We start from the raw sequence: 12,363 nt of genomic DNA on the forward strand, positions 1-12,363 counted from the left end.
CATCGAAAGATTTGCCACTGATGCGGATCACGCGCGCATACTGCGTAGAACTTGATGACGTTGTCACGATCGACGCAGCTCGGAGGGCATACCTGTCTTGTGATCCACGCCCTCCACGGTTTCGATTTCTATGTTCAAGTCCAGATTGCAGGGCGGCCGAGGTGAAGGTCACCGCTGTCAACTACATGTTCAATTCGGAAGAAGGCACCAAGCAGGTGGCCGCTCACTTTCGCGAGAACCCCGCCCACACGCACCTGCAGGGTTGCGAGTGGGTCTTGTTGGAGCATGCCGACCAAGCGGACGTGAGGCGTCCCCACGAAACAGATGAACAGACCGTGCAGCGGCGGCTTCGGAGAAAGCTTACTGACCTCGTCACGGGTTTCGATCCTCGTCTTGCGGACGATAGGGTCATTGCCCCCGGCGAGGGAAATGGCGTTGAGGGGCGCATTAGAGCCAATGGCGTTCCAGGCGCACAACGTCCCGATGTCGATCGACAAGACGACGTTCGAACACGTGACCTACACCGCCTCGTTGAAACGTTTGTGGAAGCGAGAGAGCGATTAACTTCTGAGCAAAGAAACGAACTGATGCTGAACGTGACGGGTGTTGGAACGCTCAAGCTAGTTGACTACTTTAGGCGGCTTCAGTTTTGTGATGCGTATACGCGTGACAGAGTAATATTTGGCGGAGCCACACTGGAAGGTCGGTATGGTGTTGGAGTTCGCTTACAGGTGGTTGAAGGCAGCGTTAACAGATAGGACCAGCGATTGCTGTTTTGCGACGCGTGTATGCCGCTTGATCGGGGAGCATATACTCGGACCAAAACGTTAGCGAGTGCAGTTCGGATTTGCGTCCGGGCTCTTAAGTGGCCGCCGAACCAGAACGTTTGTTCGAGCCCCGGTCTGTCGAGTCGAGGCTTTAGCTTCAGGAGTGATATCCAGGGGGGTGAGTCCGCAGCACTCGCTCGTGGCGATTTTAGGCGACATGCAGGTTGGGAAATTCTTCCGTTCCTTTTTCACTGTGATGGCCTGGAGCATATAGGTCAGTTCCATAATATATATTACGCGATGCATTGGATGTAGCCGGGTGGGTTCAAGGATGAAGTGCGACTTGCGAAAGATACCAATGGGATGTCACTCGCAAGGAAGATGCCATGGAACGCACCTACTCCCATATTGGATTGGATGAACGCCGTAAGATTGCTCGCTGGAGAGCGGCTGGCCTCAGTGTCGCGGTCATCGCGGAGAAGCTCGGACGACGTCGTTCGACGATCTTTCGTGAAGTCATACGCAATATGTTCGTCGATAAGCAGATAGCTGATCTCAGCGGTTATTATTGCGTGACGGCGCATGAGATGGCTTGCGAACGTCGTGTGAAGCTGCGGAAGCTTGTGCGCTTCTCACATGTGCGGCAGTCGGTGATCGACCGAATCGTGCACGGCTGGTCACCGCAGCAGATCGCCGGCCGGATGCGGCTGGAACGTCACCCGATCTCGGTCAGCCACGAAACGATCTACAAGTTCGCCTATTCGGCCGACGGCCATGCTATCAAGCTGTGGCGGCATTTGCCGGAGCATCGCGCTAGGCGCAGACCGCGACATGCCAGACGCAAGCATGGCCAACGCTTTAGCCCTGACTTGAACATTCTGCGCCGCCCAGACGTCGTTGCCGATCGCAAGCAGTTCGGCCACTGGGAATGCGACCTGATCCAATTCCGCAAGAAGTTCGGAAAGGCCAATGTCACATCGCTTGTCGAGCGGGTTAGCCGCTTTGCGATCTTTCTGCGCAACAATGATCGGCAGTCCCGGCCTGTCATGGATGGCCTCATACAAGCCCTGCGGGCCCTGCCCCATCTTGCCCGCCGTTCGATCACCTTCGACCGCGGCACAGAGTTCACCGACTGGCCGTATCTACAAGCAAACATCGGAGCGCAAACGTGGTTCTGCGATCCACAATCACCCTGGCAGAAAGGCACGGTCGAGAACACTAACGGTCGGGTACGGAAATGGCTTTCGAGAGAGGTCGATCCACTGTCGGTCACAGACGCAGATCTGATCGAGATCTGCAACCAACTCAACGCGACCGATTGGTGAGATAGTCCGCCAACTCGGCCGTTATCATTCGACCATATAAGGAGGATTATCCGCTTGGCCTTTACGAGCACCTGCCTAAGCGACGTCGCCGACGCTTGCCGCGTGGATTCCGTAAGCCGCGTGGCGGCGTCATTCCGTTTGAGTGCCGGATCTCGCAACGGCCTGATTTTGTTGATGATCGGTCCGAGTTCGGCCACTGAGAAGGCGATCTGCTGATCTTCAAACGCGAACTTGGCGAGGCCAACATCACTCGCTTGTCGAGCGCAAGAGCCGCTACACGGTGTTGATCAAGAACCGCAGTCGCCACTCGCGGCCAATCATGGACAAGATCATCACGGCCTTCTCACCACTCCCGTCTTTTGCTCGCCGCAGCTTTACCTTCGATCGCGGTACCGAATTCGCCGGCTTCAGAGCTTTGGAAGACGGGATCGGCGCCAAGAGTTGGTTCTGCGACCCAAACCCACCTTGGCAGAAAGGTGCTGTGGAAAACGCCAACAAGCGCATCCGCCGCTTCCTGCCCGGTGACCCCGACCTATCCAACATCACACAGCAACAGCTCGTCGACCTCGCCCACCACCTGAATGCGCAGCCGCGTAAATGCCTCGGCTATAAAACCCCGGCCGAAGTGTTCATCCCCCATTTGCGCGAAAGCGGCTGATCCCCTACCCTACAATCCGGCATGATGCACTTGGATTAGGTTCTCCAAGATAATCATTATATGAAGCTGCGGCTCCACTCCTACTCTGGGATCATTCCCGCCGTCAGGTTGACATAGGCAGCGGTCATGGAACGGGCTTTGTCGGATACCAGAAAGGCTGCCGTCTGGGCCACGTCGGCGAGCGTTGGCAGCCGACCCAGCATCGTGGTCTGGGCGCCGCCGCCCAGCCATTGCTCGACCGTCATTCCCAGGGCGCTGGCCTTGGGCGCAAAGAGCTCGCCGGTATAGGATCCCGCCTGCGGGGCATCCGAAATCGCATGCGGGCCGAGGCAGACGACCCGGATATTGCGCGGCCCCAGCTCGGCGGCCAGCACCCTGGAAAAGGCTTCCACACCCGCGCAGGTGACGCTGTAGCCGAGATGGCCGGGAGGTGCCGTGCGCCCAGCAGGCGTCGAAAGCGTGAGGATGACGCCCTGCCCTCGTTTTCCCATATGCGGCACAACCGCCTTGCTGCTGTTGAACAGCGAGGTCAGGAAGTTCTCCACCGGGCTCATGAAGGTCGCGAGGTCCAGATCGTCGATATGGGAGCCCTGGTCGTGCAGGAAGCTGGTGGCGTTGATCGCAACGTCGATGCCGCCAATCCGTGCGGCGAGCGCCGAAATGGCCTCCTGAGTGTGAGCCTCATCCAGGCAATCGACCGTAAACGTCTCGACCATGCCGCCTTCGGCGCGCACCTGGTCGGCCGCGGCGGCCAGGCGCTCATCGTTTCGCGCGCCCAGCCAGACGCGGGCACCGTCCGCGACGAAGGCCTTGGCCATGGCCGTGCCGATGGCGCCGCTGCCGCCAAAAATGACGATATTCTTTCCCTCAAGAAGCATGGAGCCTTCCTTTTCCGTGTGTTAGGGCAATCCCCTGCCACCGCCGCCTTTCAGCGTCGTGCCAGTTGATTGCGATGGGAGTAACTGCTATTCGTCAACCAATCGGTTGACGAATGTCTTCTAGGCCGAACCTGAGGGAGTGTCAACCATTTGGTTGACGGAAGTGATGATATCTGAAGACGAGAGGCTTGACGCCATCTTCCACGCGCTCTCGAACCGAACCCGCCGGCAGTTGCTCGCCGATCTCAGCGGGCGGCCCGCGCGCGTCAACGAGTTAGCGCGCCCCTACGACATGTCGGTCAATGCCATTTCCAAGCATCTCTTCGTGCTGGAAAAGGCCGGGCTGATCGAGCGGCGTCAGGAGGGCAACAGCCAGACTTGTCTACTCGCGCCAGGCGCGCTTGCAGACGCCGATGCATGGATATCTCATTATCGGCAATATTGGACGAGCCAATTACAGGGGCTCGCGCAATTCGTCGAAAGCCGGGAAGACCGCTGATGAAGCCAACCGAACTTTTTGCCTCGCAAGTGGTGAAGGCGGAGCGCAGCAAGGTGTTTGCCGCCTGGACGTCCCCCGAATTTGTCCGGCAATGGTGGGGGCCTCCGCCTTTTACCTGCCCGCATGCCGAAATCGACTTGAGGGTCGGCGGCGCCTATCGGCTGGCCAATCTCGGTCTCGATGGCGAGGTCATCTGGATCAGCGGCATCTTCACCCATGTCGAAGTTCCGGCTTGTATCAGCTACACCTGGACGCTCAGCACGCACACCGCCGAGCCATCACTGCTGCATGTCACCTTCCTCGAACACCCCGAGGGTACCGAAGTGCGCATTCACCACGAGCGCTTCGCGGATGAGGCGGTGCGCGACGAACATGCACTCGGCTGGCAAGGTTGCCTGGGAAAGCTGAGGCAGTTCCTGACGGAAGGACACCATCCGGGCTGACGGGTCAGTTGCCGGAGGAAGTGACTTCGTCCGCTCGCATGCGCCCGCGAAAGCCTCGCACCTTGGCGCGATTGCCGCAAGTATCCATGGAACACCAGCGCCGAGGCCTGGACCGGCTGGAATCGAGGAAGTATCCGCCACAGGGCTCGCCCTCGCAGCGACCGATCCGACGTTCCACGGGGATCAATTCCAGACTGGTGATGGCAAGCGTGATGCGTCTGACCGGTAGCATGAGCAGCGCTGTGGCTTCACCGGAGTGGGCGGACATGCGTGCGGCTTGCAGTCCCCCATCGCCAAGTGTTTCGGCAAGCCGGGCGCATAGCCCCTGGCCCCCGTCGATTTTAGCCTCAGACCCGGCTTGCTGGGCCAGGTATTCGCGCCAGACATGTCTTAAATCGATGGCGGAAATATGCGCGGCCTCCGCAGTGTCGTACCAAGCACCGGCACGATCCAACAGCAAGCGCAACTCAGCTTCGGCCAGAAGCCCAGCCGGATAGCACCATTCAATCAGTGATATATAGTCAGGGATGAAATCCACCAGCCGGCCTTCTCGCCAGTGCAGCGTATTGGCAAAGTCCAGCGCCGGGTCGCCCGCGAGCATTCTCATCCGGCCCAACGAAGAAAAGTAGGCACGGGGCGCCAGCGTTGAAGGATCTAATCGAGACATGTAACCATTTATGCAGTTACGCAATCTCTGGCAAGAGCCATCGCGATGAAGGGGCGTTATGGCTGTTGACCCTCACGCCACGTGAGGGTCCAGGCTTGTCTGTGGAGGAAGATCAACCTTGAAGACTTACACCGTCAAGCAGCTTGCCCGTCTCGCAGGCGTCACTGTCCGAACATTGCATCACTACGACGATATCGGCCTGCTGCGGCCCGCTTTCACAGGACGCAACCACTACCGTTATTATGGAGAGGCCGAGATGCTGCGCCTGCAGCAAATCCTAATCCACCGATCACTTGGCCTTCCGCTCGGGGACATCGCGGCAGTCCTTGACGCCCCGGACTTCGACAGACTGGCGACACTGAAACGGCAAAGGGATCGGCTTGCAGGGAACATCGAGCGCCAGACGGCCATGTTGCAGACTATAGACAGCACAATTGCGCGACTGGAAGGAGACATCACCATGAAAGACAAGGACCTCTACTCCGGGATCATCGCACCGGAAACGCAAGCCGGCTACGAGGCTTGGCTCGTTGAGCGCTATGGGGCGGATGTCAACCGCGACATCGAGCGCAGCCGCGCAAGGATGGCCAAGCTGTCAGAGGAAGAACGCGTGGCCTGGATGGACGAGCTGCGTGAGATCGAGAACATGCTGGCAGAAGGCCTTCGCCGAGGTGTGCCCCCGCAATCGACCGCACTCGACCCGGCTTTGGAGCGGCATCGCCGCTGGGTGGGAGCAAGCAATGGCGGCGAGTGTGAACCGCAAACCTATGCTGGCCTTGCCGATGTCTATCAACACTCCGACTTTCGCGCCCGATATGAGGCAATCGAGCCCGGCTTCGCCGACTATCTCACCACCGCCATGAAAGCGTGGGCGCGCCGCACAGTTGGCCGAAGCCCGACATGACTGCCGTGCAAGCTCTCGGCCGGCTGTTGCTCGGCAGACGCTGGTTTGGTAGATACTTTTGACAGACCAATACACCTTGGAGCGATTGGCATGGGAGCCACCAAGTCAGCAGATAAGTAAGCCGCAACAACGTCCTTTGTGTTGTTGCGGCGCTTTGTCTGAGAACTCCAATATGCAACCGGCGCCGCCAAATGTTTTCATTTGAGCGGATCTTGTTATGTCTCAATTCCATGTTTCGTGGCGCTATTCCCTGCCCGCATCGATTTTGCTGATGGCGCCCTTTGATGTCCTCGCGTCTCTGGCGATGGACATTTATCTACCTGTGGTACCTCACATGCCATCCGAGCTTGGCGCCAGTCCAGCCGTGATCCAGCTGACGCTCAGCCTCTATCTGGTGATATTGGGAGTGGGCCAACTGGTTTTTGGGCCGGCTTCAGACCAGGTGGGACGACGGCCAGTTCTCGTTGGCGGAGCGGTCCTTTTCTCGGCCGCCTCCTTCGGCCTTGCCGTTTCTTCGAGCGCAGGTGTGTTCCTTCTCCTTCGGCTTCTTCAGGCCCTCGGTGCATCTGCCGCCCTTGTTGCGACATTCGCAACCGTTCGCGACGTCTATGCGCAACGGCCGGAAGGCGTGACAATTTATGGCCTGTTCAGTTCAATCCTTGCCTTCGTACCCGCCCTTGGGCCGATCGCAGGAGCCTTAATCGCAGGAGCCTTCGGGTGGCGGGCCATTTTCATCGCTCTTGGCGCCGCCGGTCTGCTCGCGACGGTGAATGCGATCTTTCGATGGCACGAAACGCGCCCGATTAACGCTGTTCCCGCGCGCGGGAGTTTCTGGCCAATATTGTACAGTCTCGCGTTCTGGACATACACGCTCGGGTTCAGCGCGGCCATGGGTACGTTCTTCGTGTTCTTCTCCACGGCGCCACGCCTGCTCATTGAAAGAGCTGGTTACTCGGAATTGGAGTTCAGCATCTCCTTCTCGACGGTCGCGGTAGCAATGATCATTACCACACGATGCTCACGGCGGCTCATTGGTCAGTTGGGCACCGCCCGCTGCCTCACCACGGGCATGGCGGCGCTGATGTTCGGGGCCGTACTCCTGAGCCTCGGCGAAGTCGCGGACCAGCCGTCGCTTCTGACCTTCATAGTCCCAATGTGGATCATGGCTATCGGAATCGTTCTTGCGGTGTCAGTCACTGCAGAGGGTGCACTTAGTGGATTTGAGGACAGGGCAGGATCTGCTGTTGCGCTGTATTTCTGCGCCCAAAGTCTGATCGTCGGCTTCTTCGGGACGTGCGCGGTGATTACACTTCGCGCTGACACCGTATGGCCCCTCGTGGCCTATTCGTCAGGAATGGCTGCCGCTGTATTGGGCTCCTGGTTTGTTCTGCGTCGACGCAGCAACATGACGTAGCAGAGGCGGATGGCGGGGCGGACTTTAAAGGGCCGCCCCGCACCGGCAGTGGCGACATGGACAAGGATGGCATGGATCCTACGACGTAGACAAAATTCAAAGACAAGAAGCGTCTCAGGCAGTCTCAGCAAAGAGGCGGCCACTGGTTGATTTGTGACAATAGTGCACGTAACCTCATAAACGGTTACATAGGATAAAGCGCCGAAATAGATGCACAGGCTCGCGGTAAGAATTGTTCTCATAATCCTGCAGGTGGCCTTCCCAGTTGTGGGATCGGCAGGCAAACTCGAAGATCTCTACACCGCCAAGGCCATCGTCACCGGGCAGGGCGAGAAGAACCGGCAATTGGGTTTCCGAGAGTGCCTTGATCGCGTGCTTGTCAGGGTGTCGGGCGATCAGCGCCTGGCTCGCCGGCCAGAGATGAAGTCCTTGCGCTCGCGCGCCGGCAGTCTGGTTCAGTCTTTCTCCTACCGTGATCGCCTGGGTGGCAAGCCAATCCATGACGAGCAGGGTACTTACGACCGGCCGCACGACCTGACCTGCCGCTACGACCCGGCGGTGATCGATGATCTGCTGGCCACTCTGCGCAGCCGTCCTTGGCTCGAAAAACGTCCCTCCCTCGCGGTATTCCTTGACGTTCAGCGAGATGGGCCGCTGTTCCACGTCTCTCCTGACGATCCGCGCGACGCCGCCATGCGTGAGTCCTTCGTGCTGGGCGCCGAGCCGGTTTCAATGCGGGTGGTTTTCCCGCCCAGCGCCCATCTCAATACATGGGCGCTGGGGCCGGCTTCGCCTGATGTAAACCGCGCTGTGCAGGCTAGCGGTTCCGATTTGGCATTGGTCGGCCGGCTTGTCTGGAGCGACAAGGAGCTCGGTTGGATCGCGACCTGGCGCCTGGCGACCGGAAAATCGGAACACGCCTGGACGGTTCGCGGGGTCAACTTTGACGAAGCCTTTCGGGCTGCCATGCGGGGCGCGGCTCAAATCCTGTCGGGCAATGGTGACCCTTAGGGCTCCGAACGAGTATTGGGAGAGCTGTCATCACGTTTAATGGATCCATCGATTTGCATCGGTTCATTCGTGAGAATTTCTCGCTCGGACCCGTTGCTACCGTCCCCGAGATTTCGCTGTATACGGCCGGCCCGAGAAGCGGTCTCTGGCGCCTTGCCGAACATGACGATAACTTCGGAGCTCCCTATTGGGCACACCTGTGGGGCGGAGGGTTGGCGCTCGCCCGGTATATCCTGGACCATCCCACAAGCATTCTTGGCCGTCGCGTCCTCGACCTTGGCGCGGGGTCGGGCATCGTCGGTGTCGCCGCGGCAAAGGCTGGGGCATCGATGGTCGTCGCTGCGGATATCGATTCCTATGCGATGTCGGCCATCGAACTCAACGGTGAAGCGAACCAAGTGGAAGTGTCACCCATGCTGGGCGATCTCACGAGCGCAGCCCTGCCCGAAGTCGATGTCGTCCTGGCCGGAGATCTCTTTTACGAGGAAGAGCTGGCCGCTAAGATCACGGACTGTTTTGATCGATGCTCCCGCTCAGGCATCACGGTCCTTGTCGGCGATCCCGGCCGAGCCTTCCTGCCGAAAGCGCGGTTCACTTTCCTTGCGACGTATGCTGGGCCGGACTTTTCGATGTTCAAGCCCAGCACAGAAAAGACCAACAGTGTCTTCATGTTCAACGGCTCTGCACTTGCTTATTGACGGAAGAGCTTAACGGCTGCGGACACGATCTCGGCGTTGTCGCGCGCTATCGATCCATCAGGAAGGTGCTTTCCGTCCTCCATGCCGACACACGTCGACAGGCGCTGCGCTCATGCCCGCCGAACGAAAGGCCAGGCGGTTTCGTCATATCCGTGCAGAATGAGGGGCCGGGCAACAGCTATCCAAGCGGCGGTCGAGACGCCGATGGGAGTGCCGGGGCAAGCCGTACGGATAGCTTCGACTGTCTCGTCCACCGCGTGGAGGCTTTCGCGCCCATACTTGTCGCGAGGATGAACACGCAACTCCGCCGCTCCCGCCTCTATCACAGCGATGGCATCTTCCACCATTTCTTCGACGGTGAGCGGAAGGCGGGGATGATAGTCCCGTTTCCTGCTACCATTGATGCATGCTTGCACGATCACTTCATATAATCCCGAGCACTGAGCTTCATTGAACGACGATGCGTTTCCCCTGTTCCCGCCGGAACGCAGATCAGGTGTCACTCCGCAGTGGCGCGCCACGAGTCCGCCAGTCGATCCACCTCTTCGCCAATTCGGCCTAATATTCTCAACGCTTCTTCAAAATCACCGCTGGCAAAATTCTCCCAAATAAGGTCGACGCGAGACGCGAGTGCAGTTGGAGCAAGAGGTTGGGAGGCAGCAAGGCGGAGGGCGCCCTTTTCGTTCATCACATAGGTGCCGTTCAAGGCGCAGATCACTTGCCCCACGCATGCCAGTGCCCTGAAGATGCACCCGGCAATATAGGTCCGGTCGCCTCGCTTAATTGCCTTGGCCGCGTTACCGGCGGCAAAGGCGATCTCCCACTGAAATCGATCGAGGATAGCCAATCCGAGTGCCCTCGGATAGGGTTGAAGGCTCTGCTTCAGTCTTGCGATCGCGCCGTTCTTATCGATAATAGGCTTGCAGTAATGAATTTCGGCCAGCCAGATAGCTGAAACGAATCCGTGCGGATGTCCGGGCTGATAGTCCACCCGAATAATACCATTCAACGCCTGGTCGATGGTAACCTGCACATCATCCAAACTGCGATAGAGAATATCCACTGGCTGGCCTTTAACGGTCAGCCAGCCGCCACCAACAATCCAGGGTCCCCATTCGCCTACTCGCGTCAACGATGACCCCGAACCTGCATCAACAAACGGCAACACCGCTCGTTGTAGGTCCTGAATAGTGAATGGCGAGCAAGATTGGAAATAGAGACCGAGATCATAATCAGATCCCGGGCCGGCGTCGCCTCGGGCGCGGGAACCACCAAGTACAACCGCCTCAACTGCGGGCACAGCGGCAAGGCTTGCGGCCATCTCCTTAGTCAGCAGATCAATCATCACCTGTTTTCTCCCACATTCCGGCTCCCCTCGTTTCCACATGCACTGATAACCTGACCCTAAAGCTTACGCGGACGACGGTAGCGGCTAAGCAAGGTTGCGAGGGGCTCCGCAATTCCCTTGGCTCATTCATGGGGACTCGTTGCGAATCCTTTGTTCACGAAAGTTTCCACGTATCCGGGGTGTCGTCGTTGCGAGACCTGGTTACCGCTTTTATCGGGGGTTCTGGTTTCCCCCTGCAGCCTTTGCTACCGGTGTCATTGTCGATCGGACACTGGCCCATCCCCTACCGCGCGCGGCACGTTTGACGGCCGCGCATATTGATTGGTGCTACGCACAATACCGTGCATACGACAATAGCTTCCAGCCGTATAATGGCCCGCGTGAACAGTGCTTGTCGCCGTATTATTAAGGTGGGCATGAGCGAGGCCGCTGAGGTAGTCGCCGTCTGCTCGTAGAGCCTGACCAAAGTGCGTCGAGCTGAGTCGCTGCGAAGCGGCCAAGCTCGATCAGGTGGGTCTTTTCCGGATGCAACGACAGCGCAAAATCTCGCAATCGCTCCCGCTCTCTTTCCGGAGGCGGCAGGCATCGTTCTCAAACTGGAATCTGACGCAGCCTTCTGTCCTTCGAACAACACCGGCACCCGAAACCATGACTGTTTCACTGCTAAGCGGCTGGCCTTTGCATTCCCGTGTCGATGATGCGCCGACGTCCTCACGGATGTCGGCGCACGGCCCCGGGCCGGTGAGCTCGTAATCCCTCACCGAAAAGGACTTGCACCCTTGCCGGTCTCCCGCCGCACTCGCAGCAATGGAGATTGCAGTGATTTTTCAGTTACGCAACCTGACAGCCACAGGCTCGCCGTGTGGGAAGCTGATAACCTGCTCTGGCAAAGACCAATCCGCGATAGCTTCCGGCTCGTCCTCCCCGTCGACAGTGACGGTCCTGAGCTGTGAAGCGAGATGGTCTAGCGTTGTCCTCATCTGCTGCGACAACTCTGGGGAGGCGGGGGAAAGGTCTTTTGACAGACCCCAGTAATCCCACGGTTTCAGTTCCAGCTTACGCAGGGCTGCGACTTCTCGAAGCACGCTTCCCGCCACGAACCACTCCCCCCCAAGAGCGAGGCTCGACACGCCAAATCGCGAGGCGATCTCCTGCTCGTCTTGGATCCGAAGCCATGCCTCGCCTGCTGTTAGGAATCGCCCGCGCGGCACGTCCATAGTATCGAAAGGAATACCGTCAATAGCCGCAAACTCAACGTCGAGCCGTTTCCAACGCCCGCAGTCATGCCATTCGCAAAGCCAATGATCTTCCCAGTGGCCAGGTACCAGATAGTCAGCAAAGCCGACACGGAGACGAGCCGGGATACCGCGCTCACGAAATCCACTTACCGCCACTATGGCGAAATCCCGGCACACGCCCCCGACTTTGTGCTGTGCGGATTCGCCTTCAAGCAAATTGCGTTTTACGGCGACAGACAAGATCTCTGCCACAGAACGCAGCTCCAGATCCGCCGCCTGTTCAGGTTTAAAGCCTCGTTCCTCGGACTCAGAACCGCGAGGATGCTGCATGAAAGAGCTAATCCACCTGGCAATTGACTTAGGCTCGACTCCACGACGCATCAATGTTTCGCGATACGGCCCAGGTTCGGAGTAGACGCTGTGGGAAGCATAGAAGGATTTGCGCATTGCTGTCTCTTTCCAGTTAAGATCGAGACACGACAAGAAGGGCAAATTTTCAAAAATTGTCAATCG

Annotated in this window: 11 protein-coding genes and 4 pseudogenes; 9 read left to right on the top strand and 6 right to left on the bottom strand. The window is 58.5% G+C overall.

All coding sequences use genetic code 11. The features are described from left to right. Positions 1-134: 134 nt before the first annotated feature. Entirely contained in the window at positions 135-497 is a 363-nt protein-coding gene (locus ABCW43_RS16325; protein WP_345926279.1) for a hypothetical protein, read from the bottom strand. Positions 498-1,153: 656 nt separating this feature from the next. On the opposite strand from ABCW43_RS16325, the pseudogene ABCW43_RS16330 reads away from it, so the two are divergent. Continuing rightward, positions 1,154-2,083 (top strand): annotated as a pseudogene (locus ABCW43_RS16330) (IS30 family transposase); the annotation flags it as partial. Between the two features lie 47 nt (positions 2,084-2,130). Beyond that, a pseudogene (locus ABCW43_RS16335) lies at positions 2,131-2,750 on the top strand (IS30 family transposase); the annotation flags it as partial. Positions 2,751-2,830: 80 nt separating this feature from the next. On the opposite strand, the gene ABCW43_RS16340 reads toward ABCW43_RS16335, so the two are convergent. Beyond that, entirely contained in the window at positions 2,831-3,628 is a 798-nt protein-coding gene (locus ABCW43_RS16340; protein ID WP_345926283.1) for an SDR family NAD(P)-dependent oxidoreductase, read from the bottom strand. Positions 3,629-3,791: 163 nt separating this feature from the next. Between ABCW43_RS16340 and ABCW43_RS16345 the strand changes: the two genes are divergently transcribed. Then, positions 3,792-4,127, top strand: a complete 336-nt coding sequence (locus ABCW43_RS16345) for an ArsR/SmtB family transcription factor (protein WP_345926915.1) — start codon at positions 3,792-3,794, stop codon at positions 4,125-4,127. Next, positions 4,127-4,570 (top strand): SRPBCC family protein, encoded by a 444-nt coding sequence (locus tag ABCW43_RS16350; RefSeq protein ID WP_345926285.1) that lies wholly within the window; start codon positions 4,127-4,129, stop codon positions 4,568-4,570. Before ABCW43_RS16345 ends, ABCW43_RS16350 begins: the two co-directional genes overlap by 1 nt. A 4-nt stretch (positions 4,571-4,574) precedes the next feature. Here the strand turns inward: ABCW43_RS16350 and ABCW43_RS16355 are convergent, their stop codons facing one another. After that, positions 4,575-5,171, bottom strand: coding sequence for a CGNR zinc finger domain-containing protein (locus tag ABCW43_RS16355; RefSeq protein WP_345926287.1), 597 nt, complete (start codon positions 5,169-5,171; stop codon positions 4,575-4,577). 184 nt (positions 5,172-5,355) lie between these two features. Here ABCW43_RS16355 and ABCW43_RS16360 point away from each other — a divergent pair, with 184 nt between their 5' ends. The 4 genes from ABCW43_RS16360 (at position 5,356) to ABCW43_RS16375 (ending at position 9,264) form a co-directional block, all read left to right on the top strand. Beyond that, complete coding sequence (locus ABCW43_RS16360; RefSeq protein WP_345926289.1) at positions 5,356-6,141, top strand: MerR family transcriptional regulator; 786 nt, start codon at positions 5,356-5,358, stop codon at positions 6,139-6,141. 217 nt (positions 6,142-6,358) lie between these two features. Continuing rightward, positions 6,359-7,555, top strand: coding sequence for a CmlA/FloR family chloramphenicol efflux MFS transporter (gene cml / locus ABCW43_RS16365; RefSeq protein ID WP_345926291.1), 1,197 nt, complete (start codon positions 6,359-6,361; stop codon positions 7,553-7,555). Between the two features lie 210 nt (positions 7,556-7,765). Continuing rightward, positions 7,766-8,566: a DUF8605 domain-containing protein gene (locus tag ABCW43_RS16370; RefSeq protein ID WP_345926293.1), complete on the top strand. Its 801-nt coding sequence runs from the start codon at positions 7,766-7,768 to the stop codon at positions 8,564-8,566. A gap of 53 nt (positions 8,567-8,619) precedes the next feature. Then, positions 8,620-9,264: a class I SAM-dependent methyltransferase gene (locus tag ABCW43_RS16375; protein ID WP_345926295.1), complete on the top strand. Its 645-nt coding sequence runs from the start codon at positions 8,620-8,622 to the stop codon at positions 9,262-9,264. Here the strand turns inward: ABCW43_RS16375 and ABCW43_RS16380 are convergent. Continuing rightward, positions 9,258-9,686, bottom strand: a pseudogene (locus ABCW43_RS16380) (3-keto-5-aminohexanoate cleavage protein). The gene ABCW43_RS16375 and the pseudogene ABCW43_RS16380 overlap by 7 nt on opposite strands. Positions 9,687-9,763: 77 nt before the next feature. After that, the gene (locus ABCW43_RS16385; RefSeq protein WP_345926296.1) at positions 9,764-10,609 is read right to left on the bottom strand and encodes a nucleotidyltransferase domain-containing protein; all 846 of its coding nucleotides are present in this window, start codon (positions 10,607-10,609) and stop codon (positions 9,764-9,766) included. 178 nt (positions 10,610-10,787) lie between these two features. Between ABCW43_RS16385 and ABCW43_RS16390 the strand changes: the two are divergent. Then, a pseudogene (locus ABCW43_RS16390) lies at positions 10,788-11,021 on the top strand (BA14K family protein); the annotation flags it as partial. A gap of 418 nt (positions 11,022-11,439) precedes the next feature. Here ABCW43_RS16390 and ABCW43_RS16395 read toward each other — a convergent pair. Then, positions 11,440-12,360 carry a transglutaminase-like domain-containing protein gene (locus tag ABCW43_RS16395; protein ID WP_345926298.1) on the bottom strand — a complete coding sequence of 307 codons (921 nt, stop codon included), beginning with the start codon at positions 12,358-12,360 and terminating at the stop codon, positions 11,440-11,442. Between the last annotated feature and the right edge of the window lie 3 nt (positions 12,361-12,363).

It is taken from the genome of Neorhizobium tunisiense, assembly GCF_039631515.1.
Lineage (GTDB): Bacteria > Pseudomonadota > Alphaproteobacteria > Rhizobiales > Rhizobiaceae > Neorhizobium.